16 protein-coding genes are annotated in these 15,501 nt (G+C 45.4%); 10 read left to right on the top strand and 6 right to left on the bottom strand.

Annotated elements, in window-relative coordinates; all coding sequences use genetic code 11:
* Window positions 1-71: 71 nt before the first annotated feature.
* The 4 genes from THEBA_RS05905 to THEBA_RS05890 all read right to left on the bottom strand — a co-directional run bounded on the left by THEBA_RS05905 (window position 72) and on the right by THEBA_RS05890 (window position 3,767).
* The gene (locus THEBA_RS05905; RefSeq protein WP_041928100.1) at window positions 72-932 is read right to left on the bottom strand and encodes a hypothetical protein; all 861 of its coding nucleotides are present in this window, start codon (window positions 930-932) and stop codon (window positions 72-74) included.
* The gene (locus THEBA_RS05900) at window positions 907-1,494 is read right to left on the bottom strand and encodes a DUF6036 family nucleotidyltransferase (protein ID WP_014730849.1); all 588 of its coding nucleotides are present in this window, start codon (window positions 1,492-1,494) and stop codon (window positions 907-909) included. The genes THEBA_RS05905 and THEBA_RS05900 overlap by 26 nt, the downstream gene beginning before the upstream one ends.
* A gap of 661 nt (window positions 1,495-2,155) precedes the next feature.
* Window positions 2,156-3,148, bottom strand: coding sequence for a nucleotidyl transferase AbiEii/AbiGii toxin family protein (locus tag THEBA_RS05895; RefSeq protein ID WP_014730848.1), 993 nt, complete (start codon window positions 3,146-3,148; stop codon window positions 2,156-2,158).
* The gene (locus THEBA_RS05890) at window positions 3,132-3,767 is read right to left on the bottom strand and encodes a DUF6088 family protein (RefSeq protein ID WP_014730847.1); all 636 of its coding nucleotides are present in this window, start codon (window positions 3,765-3,767) and stop codon (window positions 3,132-3,134) included. Before THEBA_RS05890 ends, THEBA_RS05895 begins: the two co-directional genes overlap by 17 nt.
* Window positions 3,768-4,640: 873 nt before the next feature.
* Here THEBA_RS05890 and THEBA_RS05880 point away from each other — a divergent pair.
* Both THEBA_RS05880 and THEBA_RS14970 read left to right on the top strand, forming a co-directional pair.
* On the top strand, window positions 4,641-4,838 hold the full coding sequence (locus tag THEBA_RS05880) for a hypothetical protein (RefSeq protein WP_014730846.1): 198 nt from the start codon (window positions 4,641-4,643) through the stop codon (window positions 4,836-4,838).
* A gap of 16 nt (window positions 4,839-4,854) precedes the next feature.
* The gene (locus THEBA_RS14970; RefSeq protein WP_081484614.1) at window positions 4,855-5,034 is read left to right on the top strand and encodes a type II toxin-antitoxin system RelE family toxin; all 180 of its coding nucleotides are present in this window, start codon (window positions 4,855-4,857) and stop codon (window positions 5,032-5,034) included.
* 213 nt (window positions 5,035-5,247) lie between these two features.
* Here THEBA_RS14970 and THEBA_RS05875 read toward each other — a convergent pair whose 3' ends face one another.
* Both THEBA_RS05875 and THEBA_RS05865 read right to left on the bottom strand, forming a co-directional pair.
* Window positions 5,248-5,496 (bottom strand): DUF2442 domain-containing protein, encoded by a 249-nt coding sequence (locus tag THEBA_RS05875; protein WP_006486464.1) that lies wholly within the window; start codon window positions 5,494-5,496, stop codon window positions 5,248-5,250.
* A 789-nt stretch (window positions 5,497-6,285) separates the two neighbouring features.
* Complete coding sequence (locus tag THEBA_RS05865) at window positions 6,286-8,442, bottom strand: hypothetical protein (RefSeq protein WP_014730845.1); 2,157 nt, start codon at window positions 8,440-8,442, stop codon at window positions 6,286-6,288.
* A gap of 783 nt (window positions 8,443-9,225) precedes the next feature.
* Here THEBA_RS05865 and THEBA_RS05860 point away from each other — a divergent pair.
* The 8 genes from THEBA_RS05860 to THEBA_RS05835 all read left to right on the top strand — a co-directional run bounded on the left by THEBA_RS05860 (window position 9,226) and on the right by THEBA_RS05835 (window position 14,513).
* Window positions 9,226-10,434: an ATP-binding protein gene (locus THEBA_RS05860; protein WP_006486457.1), complete on the top strand. Its 1,209-nt coding sequence runs from the start codon at window positions 9,226-9,228 to the stop codon at window positions 10,432-10,434.
* A gap of 415 nt (window positions 10,435-10,849) precedes the next feature.
* Window positions 10,850-11,446 carry a type IV toxin-antitoxin system AbiEi family antitoxin domain-containing protein gene (locus tag THEBA_RS05855; RefSeq protein ID WP_014730843.1) on the top strand — a complete coding sequence of 199 codons (597 nt, stop codon included), beginning with the start codon at window positions 10,850-10,852 and terminating at the stop codon, window positions 11,444-11,446.
* Complete coding sequence (locus THEBA_RS13745; RefSeq protein WP_049794046.1) at window positions 11,443-11,997, top strand: nucleotidyl transferase AbiEii/AbiGii toxin family protein; 555 nt, start codon at window positions 11,443-11,445, stop codon at window positions 11,995-11,997. Before THEBA_RS05855 ends, THEBA_RS13745 begins: the two co-directional genes overlap by 4 nt.
* Window positions 11,994-12,302 (top strand): nucleotidyl transferase AbiEii/AbiGii toxin family protein, encoded by a 309-nt coding sequence (locus THEBA_RS13740; RefSeq protein WP_049794045.1) that lies wholly within the window; start codon window positions 11,994-11,996, stop codon window positions 12,300-12,302. Before THEBA_RS13745 ends, THEBA_RS13740 begins: the two co-directional genes overlap by 4 nt.
* 844 nt (window positions 12,303-13,146) lie before the next feature.
* Window positions 13,147-13,356: a 2-oxoisovalerate dehydrogenase E1 subunit beta gene (locus tag THEBA_RS05845; RefSeq protein ID WP_014730842.1), complete on the top strand. Its 210-nt coding sequence runs from the start codon at window positions 13,147-13,149 to the stop codon at window positions 13,354-13,356.
* Window positions 13,353-13,505, top strand: coding sequence for a type II toxin-antitoxin system HicA family toxin (locus THEBA_RS14965; protein WP_201764214.1), 153 nt, complete (start codon window positions 13,353-13,355; stop codon window positions 13,503-13,505). Before THEBA_RS05845 ends, THEBA_RS14965 begins: the two co-directional genes overlap by 4 nt.
* Before the next feature lie 416 nt (window positions 13,506-13,921).
* Complete coding sequence (locus THEBA_RS05840; protein ID WP_014730841.1) at window positions 13,922-14,173, top strand: hypothetical protein; 252 nt, start codon at window positions 13,922-13,924, stop codon at window positions 14,171-14,173.
* Complete coding sequence (locus tag THEBA_RS05835) at window positions 14,166-14,513, top strand: type II toxin-antitoxin system PemK/MazF family toxin (RefSeq protein WP_014730840.1); 348 nt, start codon at window positions 14,166-14,168, stop codon at window positions 14,511-14,513. Before THEBA_RS05840 ends, THEBA_RS05835 begins: the two co-directional genes overlap by 8 nt.
* The last annotated feature ends 988 nt before the right edge of the window (window positions 14,514-15,501 follow it).

Genomic DNA, 15,501 nt, shown 5'->3' with positions numbered 1-15,501 from the left:
GTCTGGTATTTTTCGGCAGAATAACATCCGGTGATATTCACAAAAATTGACACCTGCTCCATCTGAGTATATTAGCGGGCGTGAATACTTTCACAGACCGGACAAAGACATGTGTAGTACTCAGTGACATTCTCATAAAACTCGTCTGCTGTTGATCCTTCGAGAGTCAAGTTGCATTCGCCAGCCTTCTGAAGATAGTCAGAAAGTTTTCTTTTATTATCCATGAATGTTGAAAAGACTAGATATTCATCATCAATGAGCTCATCTGTGAGACATCCTTCTAACATCAGTAGCGAAGCAAGAAGAAACCATGGAGAACTAATGGGCTGAATTTCGAATTCAAAAAACTTGGCGAACTGTCTTTGAGCGGAAAACAGTCTCTCCCGTGATGATCTTCTCTCTACCAAAACACCCGCCTTAGCCAGCTTCTCTAGTTCCAGAAGTACCGCCTTCTGATTGAGAAAGCGATAGGTTGCTATTTGATTCGAATTTGCGCTTCCCTTGGTAAGTAAATGGAATATCACGTCTGCTCTGGTAGTAGATCCAAAGAGCAGTCTCAGTCTAACAAGCAAGTTCGCCATGTCTTTTGCATTAGGCTCAGTGATATACTTGCTGGAAGTAGTGGCAGCTTGGACTTCGTAAAAATCATCAGGTAGTTCAATATGATCGGTCACAGTCTTCCGAAGTCTTTTCAAGCGAGAATGATTAATATATTGGAGGTTCACTTTGCTCCAGTCCAGAGAGATCTTATCTAGACGCTTTTCGTATTTACAGAAATAACTGGAAAAGGCAATAGCGCTCTCCGGATCACTAAAAGAGTTCACCCTTTGCTCAGCTCTCGACCATGCACCAAGATTTACCCACTGGCTCCACAGCATCCCAACGGCATTATCTACAATCAATTTCCTAAAGCTCTTTGGATGCATCATCAAAACCAAGCCTCCGCAAAAGATCAATCATGATTCCTCTAAAAGCCGGCGAGACATCATGAGTCATTGTCCATTTTGCTGCCTCTACAATCTCTTTCTCCGTTGGTTCTAACTTCATCAGATCATCTACGTGATACCCGCCGCGGTCAGCTGAAGCGTACAACTTAAAGTAAATCTGATCAATTCGAGAAATATAATAGACAGAAAGAGAGCTCCCAATTTGAACCTTGATTAGTCGTTCTGAAAATCCTTCAGGTAAACCGAGTTCAACTAATGATGTCGGCCCGTTGTTTATCCAGTCTTTGGGAAGGCCCATATCCCTGGCCACTTTTCCGGCAGAATCTAGAAGCCAATCCGGGAATTCGGCTTTGCTGACAACGATCTGATCCTCGACTTCCTCTGCGAAACCAACTACATCTATATCAGCAGTTGTCCTCTGGACTAAACCAAGAGCGTTCAATGCGGTACCCCCACAAACAACCAGGCCGACTTTCTTTCCAATTCTCTTTAACTGAGAATTCAAAGCCTTCAAAGCAACTTCAATATCTGAAAAACTCATATTCATCTTCATAACCTTAGTGTATCACATACAATATTATAGTAACTCATATACTATTATATTTGAACATCATGTCTGCTATTCCTTTAGGAGCCGGATTATAGTTTCGCAACGTAAGTCTCTTCCAGCACAAATTAACGCTCTAAGTATTGTCAATGTTCGTTTTTGAGTTTTCGGAAAGAGCGTGACCCTTGAAGAAATTTCGTCATACAATGCTTAACGGGTCAAATTACTCTTTCATTCATCACCATTGCTGAAGTATCATAAGCACTCTGTGATCCTTACTTGATTCTAAGTAACTTTCGAAAGTAGAAACTTACCGGGTCCATTAGAACCTCTGTACGCTGTAAGCGAAAATAGGGACTGACGATTCTCCTCACGTCTGTCCCGTTTTTCGCGAAGGACCGTGATCCTGACCTGGAGCGTTGTCAGGATGACGGAAAGAAAGTAAAGACTGTCATCCCGTAGAGCCTGCACTGAAATCCACTCACGGACGAACAGCCGTTCGCCCCTACAAAAAGAATCGCATAATCGTCTGATATTGTCATCCCGTAGCATTTCGAATACGGGACTGACGAGCTCCTGACGTCTGTCCCCGTCTATTCAATAATAGAGCCCCTATTTGTCGAGGACGGATCCACGCTATTGGTCGAAACAAGGACAGCTCTTAACGAGTTCTCATTTCTTGCTCAAATTCGCGAAGAGTGGCAAGTATTTGTTCAAAAGAAGGGACCGAACCAAATATCATTGGCTTCATTTTTTCAAAGTCTTCTTCCAGTTTCTTTAGTACATTGTTGGGCGGTACTAGGCGCAACGTTGCGGGGAGTGCTTCTTCGTATTTTGCCCATGCACAATGAAAGAACTTGTCCTTGAATGCCACAACCTTATAAAGCAATTCGATGTCCTCAAGTGCTTCGCGTTTTATTGAGGTGTTGCACAACATATGAAGATCATAGTAGTGCCTGGAATACCTAAGCGGTAACCTTCCATTCTTCCTGTTGGCTTCACGGTGGAGGATAGTTGCCTTTTCCCAAAATGTACGTTTTGCTTCTACTGTTCTTACAAGAGTACTCGGCATGCGAAAAGCTTTAGGGAACTCCTCGGCGGCATATGGAGTAATGGGTTTATCGCCAGATGGAGACCACGCCGCCAAGGGTCCGATCTCCAATCTAATTTCTTGCAGTAGGCTCTGGTCAGCGAATATCTGTGGATATCTAAAGAGAACGGTCTGAGAATCATCCGGATCGACATGCAAATCGAAATCTTTAATGAACGAACTCAATGATTCTTCTAGACTCGGAACAAACTCGGTAGCGACGAACCGTTCAGTTCTCAAAGCTGCCTCCTGATTAAAACTCTCTTGCTTAGTTCTAGATCTTGATTCCCATGGTTGTGTTAACGAATATCCTAGAAGCCTCCAATCAACTATCAGATTAATATCTTCAGAAAAACGTTCTATTGCTTTATATACCTTTGAAAGAGACGTTCCACCTTTAAAGGCATAATGCTTTGAATACTTGCTGTGATGAAAGAGAACCTCAAGCAGGAAACATACCCAAAAGTCCTTCTCTATAATTGCCGGACTGATACCTCTTCTAGTTGCAGTATTTCCGAAAATGGCTCTCAGGTTTGAGCTAGTTTCGTTAGCGATGCGATACACTGTTCTCGCTCCTTTCAATCAATCTGCAGATTTCCTCATAAATCCATTTCCTGCTCTTCTGAACTCGCTTTCTTAAAGCTTCTAGTTCCTTCTTACTGAATCTTCGAAGGATCCTACTCCTGACATCAGGAGAAATCCGCTCCTTGCCCAGAGTCTTAAGTGCTTCAAGGAGAGCCGCTTCCTTATAACTAAGTTTGCTTATTTCGCGAATAGTTCTATGTCTGAACTCTATTTTCCGTCCGTCATTGAGAGATACAGTTCTATATGGGCCGTCACTTACGTACTGAAAGACATTTTGTACCTGAGTTGACAAACCCAACATATTCAAAGCTGTTTCCTTGTGCGGAGCGATTTTCCAGCCGTAGGACTCTGCATAGGCTCTAGCAAACTGATCAGGATCTGAAGCGACTTCCTCATTTACAAGTATGTTGAATTCCTGGGATTTATAGAAGCCCCTCGAAACACGAATTAACCTCCCCTCGATTTCCAGCCGTGATAGAGCTTTTCGAACACTATCATAAGTACCAAATCTTGAAAAGTCAGAGATAGAGTAAATCCTTGATTTTGGATTCCTCTTTATATAATTCGATATTTTCTCCCTGGTGCTTATTTCTTTCATAAGGTTCACTCCTCTTGTCACAAAGAGTATATAGTATTTGTGACAACAAAGCAAGCCTTAGTCCCATTGAATAGGAACTACAATGCAATTACAGCTCAACATGTACACTTCGAGTCAAAAAACGAAGATGAAAGAAAGTCCGGAGTCCTGACCAGGAGAAATTGAGTCCCCTTTTTGCATATTGTTCTTCAAAACCCGGTTACCATAACCCGCTTCTATCAACCCGGTCTTCCTAACGCGGTCTTCTGTTTAAAACCCGCTCTAATTAGCCATATTCTCCTTTTTCCAGCGTACAGCCTTCAGTGTTTTTTATCCAAGCGGCTCTTCCCCGCGAAGCGGGCCTTGCGTCCTGGGATGATCTTTGCCAGCCTTGCGTCCCGGGATGAACTTGCCGGCCTTGCGTCCGCCGATGATCTTCGGCGCATTGCGACTTTTGCTATGGTCTGTCCCGTTTTACGCAATCGTGCGTTACTGTCATCCCCTAGGATCTTCTCTGATGAGCGCCTCTTCTGTCATCCCTTTAGCCTGCCCTGAAATCCACTCACGGGCGAACAGCCGTTCGCCCCTACAAAAGAATCTCATAATCGTCTGACATTGTCATCCCGTAAAGCCTGCCCTGAAGCGTTCCTGTTCAGGGGTCCTGTACGGGATCTCACATTTGGAAACCGCTATACGCATAGAAGCAAAACCCGCTGATCGCTGTAAAGACAACGTTGTCCGTCAACGGTCCGCCATCCTCCGAGAAAAGAGTTTGCTTCCCTCCAGTCTCTTCCTCTCTCCTATTCTCATAGTTCTTAGCAAAAAAGCTGTACGTACAGCGTCGAAACGGAGAACCGCTCTTCGAAATGCTACAATTCCAGATGAGGTGATTCAATGAAAGAACCCCGCATGATTGTTAATGAAGATGGAAAACCTGTTAGCGTGATTCTTAGTATCTCTACATATAAGAAGATTCTTGATGAGTTGGAAGAATTGGAAGAGATTCGAGCATACGACAAAGCTAAGAAGTCAGCCGACGAGATTCTTCCGTTTGAAGAAGCTTTAGAAAAATCCAAGCGCAAAGATGTCTGACTAATACAAACTTCTTATTCTCAGCAAAGCCGCAAAAGAGCTTCAGTCTCTTCGAGAGCCAAACTATAGCAGAATCAAGCAAAGGATATTGTTGCTAGCATCGAATCCACGTCCAAGAGGTTCAAGTAAGTTGACCGGAAGAGAGGGATGGCGTATAAGAGCTGGTGACTATCGGATTATCTATGAGATTTGTTAGCAAGATAAGTCAGTTACTATTCTGCATGTCGGACATCGCAGAAATGTATACAAGAATCTTTGAGACAGATTGTTGATGCTTCAATCCGATAAAAGGAACACCATCTTCTTAATAGTCGACTTCTGATTACGCTCCTGAAAGTAAGAAAAAGAATCGCTTTCCCGCTCTTTCGAAGAGCGTTTATCATGTTTCTTCAATTCATATCCTGTTTTCTCAGCGAAGTGCTGCTATAGGCCTTGAATGATCAAAGAGGTACTCTGGGCAGATGTCCAGTCCATTGGACCATTGAATAGTATCAAAGCTGATACAAGCCGAGCAGAAAACTTTCGGGTCTCGTAGCTCCGAGAACTTTCCCTTGTTCAATATTCCCTCAAGATCTATCGCTCTCTCTTCCCCGTTACTGAACTCAAGTATTAACTGATATGGTTTACAGCTCTTTATCGACTTTACTCCAATACTCATGTCAATACCTCCATTATCTTAGGGGCTCTATCTTGAAAGGAAGTTCGCCGTTTGTCACAAGTTTCCAAATTTGAAGATTCTCAATGTCCATCATCTATCCTCCTCAAAATGAACTGAGGATAATATATCATCTGAAAATCCACCATTCAAGTGCTGTCGCGCAGTCATCTTATTTTGAAGTTCAGCTTCCTGCGGAGCAGCATCACTTCTTAATTGATCGCCGATGATCTTCGGCGCCTTGCGTCGAATTTCTTATTTCAGTTGGTTCTTCATCCCCGCGAAGCGGGCATTGCGACCTGGCGTGTAAGCGCCAGCATCACTTCCCGACGAAGTCGGCCTCACTTCCCCGGATGTTCTTCCGGGCATCACTTCCTGGGATGCTTTTCCCAGCCTCACTTCTTAATTGATCGCCGATGCTTTTCGGCGCATTGCGTCGAATCTTTTGTCGCAGATGGTTTTTCATCCCCGCGAAGCGGGCCTTGCGTCCTGGCGCGTGAGCGACAGCATCACTTCCTCGCACAGCGAGCCTCACTTCCCCGGACGTTCTTCCGGGCCTCACTTCCTGCGGAGCAGCATCACTTCTTAATTGATCGCCGATGATCTCCGGCGCCTTGCGTCTAGCAATTCTTGTCTGAGGACGGAGAACCAATGACGGTTGACCTGAGAGGCTTCCTGCGAAGCAGGATCACTTCCCGACGAAGTCGGCATCACTTCCCCGGATGGTCTTCCGGGCATCACTTCCTGGGATGCTTTTCCCAGCCTCACTTCTGCGTGAGTGTCTATCAGGAGCTAGCTCACTTCATCAAAGACCTTCTGGACCTTCTTGAGCCAATCTTTGCCGCCCTTGAGCTTGAACCAGTCTTCTCTGAACTCTTCTGCTAAGAGCTTAGCGTCGATCTTCTTCTGGGACCTGACGTCGCCATCGTCAGCCCTGTCAAAGTCCTCTTCATCCGGTTCGTCATTTTCGAGAAGATACTGAATGAAGTCAGGCAGCTCTTGAAGAATATCGATAATGATTCCTTCCGCCGCGTCGACCTCTTTGTTAAAGTAATTCATGAGGGCCTTTACGATGAGCGCTCTCGGATCACTTTCCTCGTCTATAGCTTCGAGCATCGTTTTCAAGTTCTCGAAGTCCTTAGTCCTCCAGCGAACGATTATCATACTGGTGAAAAGATTATCGACATCTTCGGGATCTACAAATGGATCGACAGCCGCTATAGCTCTTGAGGCCTCACGGTACTTCTTGTCGTCGATCAGCTTTTCGATATACTTCTCAATAAGGTCCAAATACTCCCTGTTGGAAGGACTCTCCTCTTTACTCAGTAAGTAAGCTTCGTCGTCTTGGTCAGCAATGTCATCTATGAAACCAACGGCCATTTCTCCCGAGAAAAGAAGGAGCTGCATGACCTTATCAATGCTTTTTGAGGGCATATATAGAAGAGTATTCACGAATTCGAAATTGAAAATGTACCTGTCACAGTAGGCCTCGATCGCCTCGATTGCATCATCAAGATCGTTGTTTCTAATCACCGCGTTTATCAGCGTATACATAGGCACTCTCGAATACTCTACTTCTTCGTCCGAGCCATCGGCTGAAACGAAACAAGGCTCCGTAATCTCTTCCAGCTCTTCGAAAACGTCTTCGAGATCGCCCAAATGATTGTACTCGCCCACCATTTCCTGATAGGCCACTTCTAGATCGTCAAGAAAGCCTCGCGCCAATTCTAGAAGTAAGTAATAATCAGTTTCATCGGGCTTGCGATCACGCCTTATTTCAGTTGAGAAGGAATCGTCTTCCAGTTCGTACTTTCTCGATAGCAGAAACCCGGCTGTCAAAAGCCCGAAGGAATCCTTGAAAGCCTTCATATACTCTATAAAACGCTCGACGTTTTCCTTCGTCTCCTCCTTTTCTATAAGTGCGCTTGCAATAGCCAACAGCGCTGCGTCTGCAAACTCTACCGTTAGCATTTCCAGAAGAGACGTCAATCTATCGAAAAGCTTTGCAAAATCATATTGTAGGACTATCTGGTAAAGAAAGCCGTTTATTGTCAACTCGTCCCCACCGTTCAAAAGAAAAGCCAGAATCGAATTTTCAAGCGAATCAAAGACTCGAAAGACTATTTCTCTGGCCCTCTCACTCTCTTCGGTAATATCGCTCCTGGTCATGGCAACAGGAGCATACATCAAATTTACAACTGAATACTGAGTAATACTCTTAATCAGCTCCACGATTTCTTCCGTACTCACATTCTTGTTCATGATCAGGGAAAACATAGGCAGCTGTGAAGAAGTATCGCTTTCGGCTTTGGGAACCTGAAAACCCACGATCGATCGAACGGCATCGCTCATCGCATAAGAGGCTTCAGCGGTAACCATAATCTTCTTCAGTTTCTCTGCAGCCTGGCCATTTAGCTCCTGCTTGTGAGCATTCTTGGAGAGAAAAGAGGCCAGCTCATTTCCCCAGAGGATCAGAGGGATATAATAGCTGTCTTTGCTGTAATACCAGAAAAGACTGAGGTTCTCCCTAAGACTTGACTTCGACCTCGCCTTGTCCTTATCCTCGAAGAAAGGAAAGAATCTCTTATCGTAGTCTCCAGGCTCTCCATAAAACTTGTCAACACTAGGAAGCGACTCGTCCGCACTCTTCAAAAGCGAAAGAAGATTATCCTCAAGAATCCTCGCTATCGCCTCTTTACTTTCAAGAGAAATAGAATCGTTATGGAGCATCATCCCCGCGAGATAACCTCTGAAGAAGCCGTCATCCATAATTTTTTCAACAGACTCTTCAAGCATAAACCCGCTCTTCAAAGCCTCGGCCAACTTCACGGCAGCATCTTTGTCCAAAAAGGCGTCTAGCTCGGCGAGCGGTCCGTACACTACGTAAGAATTCCAGCTCATCTCAAGCGCCTCGGCCAAAAGCGTAAGCTTCACAGTCTCTCTATCCATACATCACCTCAAAACCCTAGATATGAACAATCTTATCATCATTAAATGGAAAGGTTCACAGTTCACCGTTCAAAAACAATTCGAACCGTTCAGATAAAAGATCATTCGAGAAAGAGCATTGTCGATAGTTCGCTTCGCTCAAGAGAAAGCGAGGGACAGAGATCCTGCCCAGAAGCATTGTCAGGATGACGTGAAGGGAGTAAAACTGTCATCCCGTAGTGCCCCATGCTGTCATCCCGTAGAGCCTGCACTGAAATCCACTCACGGGCGAACAGCCGTTCGCCCCTACAAAAAGAATCGCATAATCGTCTGACATTGTCATCCCGTAAAGCCTGCCCTGAAGCGCTCCTGTTCAGGGATCCTGTACGGGATCTCAAACTTTGAAGCGAGGGACAGAGATCCTGCCCAGAAGCATTGTCAGGATGACGTGCTAGGAACCGATTAACGCTGTAAGCGAAAATAGGGACTGACGGGATCTTAGCGTCTGTCCCATTTTTCGCGGGAGAGAGGGATCCTGCCCAGAAGCATTGTCAGGATGACGTGAAGGGAGTAAAACTGTCATCCCGTAGTGCTCCTGTACGGGATCTCATCTCTTCAGTCTCGTCCTCTCATTCTCTCACCCTCTCTCTTTTTTCTCTCTCTGTCTCTCTATCTCTCTTGTATCCCTTTCTCTCCTATTCTCTCTCTTTCGCAGAAAATGGAGTCCTATTCATTAGTCGGTAAAGTATATTAAACTCGAATCGCTAGAATGGTATAATGTAATGAACTAAATGGAGGTGCGCCATGGTAGACCTTCAACCTTTTTTTGAGATCCAGGAGAGACTTTTCAGTTCTGTTCCTACAGAGTTCAAGCGTTATGCATATGAGCTTATTGATTGGAATGATCCACTTCTGGGAATCGTGGGAGCCAGAGGCTGTGGAAAGACAACTATGCTTCTGCAGAAGATCCTTGAGAAAGGACAGAAGGGCTTTCTATACATCTCCGGGGATAATCCCTTAGTTCTCAGAGAGGGAATATATGCCATAGGAGACACGTTCTTCAAGCTTGGCGGAAAGACGTTAGTGGTAGATGAAGCTCATAGACAGCCAGGATGGGCAAATGATATCAAGGCCTTACATGATTCGTATCCGGGAAAGCAGATTCACTTCTCGGGCAGCTCTAGATACTCCGTAATGAAAGGGACCGCAGACCTTTCAAGGCGGGCGGTATTGAGTGAACTAAGGCATCTCTCATTCAGAGAATTCCTCAATCTGGAGAAAGGCGAAAACTTTCCCGCAGTAAGCATTACTGAGCTCCTCGAGAATCACATAAATATCAGCAGAAAGCTTCAGAAGCTACATCCGCTGGAGCTGTTCAGGGAGTACTTGAGAGCCGGTTCGTACCCTTTTCGGCTTTCGTACGGTTCTTACTACGAGAGAATACTAAACACTCTGGACAAAGCGATTTATCAAGATGTTGTAGAGCAAGACTCGCTGAGAGGCGAGGCAGCAACAATCATTAAAAAGATCATCGCCTTTGTGGCAACCAGTGTTGTTCCTTCAATCTCTCCCGAGTCGCTTTGTAAGGAGTTAGGAATAAGCAAAGTCACCTTATACACCTATCTAGATTCTCTCGAGAGGGCAGGAGTTCTGAAAAGAGTCCTTCCATGCGGAAGAGGAATAAAAGGAATGCGCAGCGGTTCAAAAGTCTTTCTCGGTGAAACCAATCTCTATTATGCTCTCGGCCTACCGCAATGGAATCTTGAGGCAAACATGGGAACGATACGCGAAGCCTTCTTCGTTTCGCAAGTCGGTCATCTGGGGATTTGCGTGCCTGCCAGCGGTGACTTCACCCTGAAAGAAAAAAACAAGGAGATAACTTTTGAAGTGGGTGGTCCAGACAAAGGAAGACGCCAGCTTAAGGATTCCTCAAACGGATTCGTACTGCGCGATGGTATCGAAATCGGATTCGAGAACATCATCCCGCTGTTCCTCTTCGGGTTTCTCTATTAGCGGCGAGAAAAAAAGGAGTGACGATTCTCCTAATGTCTGTCCCGTTTTTCGCGGGAGAAAGGGATCCTGACCAGGAACGTTGTCAGGATGACAGACAAGGCTGTCATCCCGTGATGCACCTGCACGGGATCTCATTCTTCTTGTTGCCTTGCTCTTCAAGCGATTAGTGTCTTCTAGCAAGCGGCCAGCGGTTCTTAGCCGGTGGACCCATGACGGTTGGCCTGGCAGGCTTGCCACACAGCAGCATCACTTCTTGAAGGGAAAAGTTCTTTTCCGGCATTGTATCCGAAGGTGATTTACGGCGCATCATGTCAAATGGCATATAGTAGCCTCACCTGGCGTCAAATAAAACCCAGTTGTACTAACGTGCGTTAATATGTTATTATTAAAGCACGTTAGTACAGAAGGTGAAACGATGAATGAGTTTGAAAAGATCAAACAAATCGCTGCCGAAAACAATGGTTTTGTTGAAACCTGTGATGTCGTAGCAGAGGGAATTAGAAAGGAAGAGCTAAGACGGCTTCTTGAGTTGGGACAGCTTGAGAAGGTCTCGCGGGGGGTGTACGTCTTATCAGAAAGATTAATAGATGAGTACAAGATACTCCAGATGAGGTGCAAATCCTGTGTCTTCTCTCATACAACATCCCTCTATCTACTCGGTCTCTCAGACCGGGCACCATCCAAATACCACATTACTGTACCTCAGGGATCAAACGTAACGCATCTTTCGAAAGAGCGCAGTGATCTGGTCTTCCATTACGTGAAACGGTCGCTTTTTAACCTGGGTTTGGCCAGTGTTAAATCGCCTTTTGGAAACACTTTAAGATCTTACGATTCCGAAAGGACCATCTGCGATCTGCTAAAAGAGAAGGACCGATTTGATATTCAGATCGTCACTGATGCCTTGAAATCGTATTTCGGTAGTACAAGAGATATTGCAAAGTTAGCTAGATACTCACGAGTGTTGGGAGTTGAAGATCTCTTGCATACTTATACGGAGGTTCTGCTGTGATAAACCCGGAAAAGCTGAAAAACGAGATTCGTAAAATCGCCGCGGAGAAAGACTTGAATGCGGGAGAGATTCTTCACATGTTCATGTTCGAAAGATTTATTGAGCGAGTGGCTAGGTCCTCATACAAAGAGATCTTCATATTGAAAGGTGGGCTTCTAATCGCATCTATTCTAGGTATTGGGCAGAGAACCACAATCGATATGGATGCCACAGTCAAGAACCTTGCAATGAATGAAGATTCGCTCAAAAGAGTTGTGACCGAAATAATCGAAACAGCGATTGATGACGGGGTTAGTTTCAAATTGGAGCGAATAGTGCCAATCCGCGAAGAAGACAAATACAACAGTTTCCGTGTTTCATTAGAGGCTAGATTCGACAGAATCAGAGTTCCAATGAGAATCGACATAACAACTGGAGATGTTATAACTCCCGGAGAAATCGACTACCAGTATCTCTCAATCTTTGGAAAAGAGAAAATCATCATAAAAGCATACACACTTGAAACGATACTCGCAGAGAAATACGAGACCATATTGAGAAGGATGTCTTGAGTTCTCGTCCTAGAGACTTGTACGACGTCCACACTCTTTTCAGACTGAAGAAAGACCAAATCTCCACCCCCACACTAAAGAAAGCAATTGAAAACACCGCGCGTAGACGAGGATCATCGAGTATACTAGCTCATTACGAAAGCGTTGTCTACGAACTCATTGACTCTGAGTACCAGAAAAGACTTTGGGAAAAGTATCAAAATGAAAACAGCTATGCCAAAGGGATTCAGTTCAACGATGCGGTTGAGACAGTGAAGATAATCGGCGACCTTCTCAAAACCTCTGATAGACTGGGTTTTCATTGAGTTGCAGCGGAACGTTCTTTCGATCCTGAGTTCAGGATTCTGATCACGAGCATCGTCAGAATGACAGTATGTGACGACTTCTGAATAACCTAGACCGCCATGACATAGTGTCTACTGCACGGGATCTCGCGTAAAAGATCCGTTTTTCGCTGCAAGCTGAATGCCGTAAGCGAAAATAGGGACTGACGGGATCCTAGCATCTGTCCCTATTTTCGCGGGAGACAGGAATCCTGACCAGGAGCGTTGTCAGGATGACGCAAAGAAAGTAAAGACTGTCATCCCGTGATGCTCTTGCACGGGATCTCATCTCCTGCGTAGCCAGAACTGGCTTTTGCGAAGCAAAGACTGGTCACCGAAGGTGACTGGTTTGCGTGAGCAGACTGACTGATTCTTGCCTCCTGGTGCGAAAGCGCCAGCATCACTTCCCGACGCAGTCGGCCTCACTTCCCCGGATAATCCTCCGGGCATCACTTCCTCGCGCCAGCGAGCCTCACTTCTAAACTGACCGCCGATGCTCTTCGGCGCCTTGCGTCTTGCAACTCTTGTCGGAGGGCGGTGGACCCATGACGCTTGAGCTGAGAGGCTTCTTTGAAGTCTCGAATATAGTTTTTCTCCAAGCGAAGCTTCGTCTCAGTCTCAAGGCGTCTTCTCTCTAAAATTGTTTCTTATTCTGTGGCGGGATTTGAGGTTTTTGACTACTCACTTAACGATGCTATAATTCTTTTGAGTATATGTTTGCAACATAAACTACACTGTTCAGGGCAGAACAATTGAAGAATCAATCATGTCTGTTGTAATAGCCCGTAAAACGAGGAGTACCTTGGAGAAAGAACGGAGGTGGAACTTGGATACCGAAATAATCTTTCTCATCGAAGAAGATTCCGTTTCTGGATTTTTTGCCCGCGCCTTAGGTCACCCCATCTTTACTGAAGCTGAGACTCTTGAGGATCTAAAGAAGAACATCAGGGACGCAATTGGATGTCATTTTGATGAAAGCGAGCTACCGAGGATAATTAGGCTTCATTTCGTTAAGGAAGAGGTAATTGCTCTTTGAAACTCCCTCGAGATATCACCTTTGAAGAACTGCTGAAAGTTCTCACAAAGTTAGGGTATGAGGTCACACGTCAAACCGACAGCCACGTGAGACTAACTACAAAGCGGAAAGGGGAGCATCATATAACTATTCCTCATCACAGACGCTGAAGCCCGGTACACTTAACGCCATACTTATAGAAATTGCCGGACACTTTGAAATGACAAAGAAAGACTTGCTTGAGTTTCTCTTCGATTAGTTGTTCTTTTCGGAAAACGGCTGATGACTAACGTTGTTTCATCGCTTGGTTAGAGGCAAGAAGACTTTGAACTTCAAACCTCTATCCTCTACCCTCTCACATCCGTCCCTTAGTCAATCGGTTGACCTGACAGGCTTCCTGCGCAGCAGCATCACTTCCGTTCTTGCGATACCGTAAACCCAAAATCCGAGACCCGCCGCTCATGTCTCGCCCTCTCTCTCTCTTCTTGTTCTTTCGAATGACACCCGAGGGCTCTTTTGGTTGCCTTTCATACAAAGTATGCTATATTATCAGTATACAAATATGTTTACTCGGTGGTGATATATCTTGAAGACGCAGATCGTGCGAATTTCGTCTGAAACTCATTCCAGGCTTAAGGCCATGGCTTCGGCCAGTGGCGAAACGATAGGTGAGATTCTTGCTAAAGCGGTGGATGCCTACAGGCGGAAAATGCTTCTGAACGATGCCAACAGGGCCTTCGCAAGACTAAAAGAAGCGGAAGAACTCTGGAAAGACGAACAAAACGAGAGAGAAGAATGGGAAACGGCAATCGCTGATGGATTGGACAAAGATGAATAATCTACCTTCGAGAGGCGAAATCTGGCTGGCGAACCTGAGCCCGGTCAGAGGTAGAGAACAGGCCGGTTTTCGACCATGCCTGGTAATCTCTGTTGACCAGTTCAACCATGGGCCGGCGGAACTTGTTATAGTAGTTCCGATTACATCAAAAAACAAATCCATCCCTCTTCACGTTGAGATATCCGGCAGGGAAACCGGCCTTGATCTCACAAGCTACATCAAGAGCGAAGACGTAAGATCCATATCGAGAGAAAGGCTTGAAAAGAGAATCGGCAGAGTCTCGGATGAAGTAATGTCACAAGTCCTTGAAGTCATAAAAATACTTCTCGATATAACATAACAGGGGATCTAGCGTACGTCCTGTTAGCCTTCCCGCTCCGCGATCCTAACCAACGATGAACCGCTCTTTCATGAAGATGGAGTCTCAATTTTCTGGGGGCTCTCGCGATACCCTAGACCCAGAACCCAAGACCGCTGGTAATTTTGCAAGTATCCCTCCGCAGACATTATGAGCCGTGGCGGTTGTGCGCTGTAGGTTAGAGCCTCGAAAGAGCATAGAGAGTTTGCTTCACGCATGAGAAGACCCGAGCGAAAATAGGGACTGAGCGAGCGAAAATAGGGACTGACCGGATCCTATGGTCTGTCCTGTTTTTCTCGAAGGGCCGTGATCCTGACCAGGAGCATTGTCAGGATGACCTGAAGGGGGGAGTATACTATCCTGAAAAGATATTGTTTCGCCCCGTAATGTCTCCACACTGTCATCCCTTAGAGCCTGCCGCGAAATCCACCCATTTGTCATCCCGTGATGCACCTGCACGGGATCTCGCACTTAGAAACCGTTGATCGCTGTAAGCGAAAAATAGGGACTCCGTTTCACTTTTTGGCAGGGACCTTTGGGGACAGACTCCATTATTTACATTGCCGTAACCACGTTCTTCTTTCAGGATAGCAATGCAAAGAGAAAAGAAAATCAAAATGGGGCGAGAAGAGACATCCATCTTTTAGGACCTTTTGGGGACTCCATTATTTACATTCCAATAAGGTAGTTCGCTTTAAATTGGATCAGTTTTCCGTCCTCGTTTCTGCGAGAAAGGGTGAACCTTCAGGGACAGACAGACTCCGTTTTTTACATTGCCGAGGGTGAACCTTTGACCTTTCGGGACAGACTCTATTATTTACAGTAGCGTAATGCAAGCTCATTCACACGAGAAAGACCGAGTAAAGAGCTAGCGGCTTCAGACAGTAGCACTGACATAATACGTCATCGGGTGTAGAGCAATTATTAAGAGCACTTTTTCTCATCTACCAAGCTGATAAGTCTTCGAATC

The sequence above is a fragment of the Mesotoga prima MesG1.Ag.4.2 genome, from assembly GCF_000147715.2.
In the GTDB taxonomy this organism is placed as follows: Bacteria; Thermotogota; Thermotogae; order Petrotogales; family Kosmotogaceae; genus Mesotoga; species Mesotoga prima.
The sequence above is the reverse complement of the archived record's forward strand: the minus strand, read 5'-3'. Positions and strand labels throughout refer to the sequence as shown.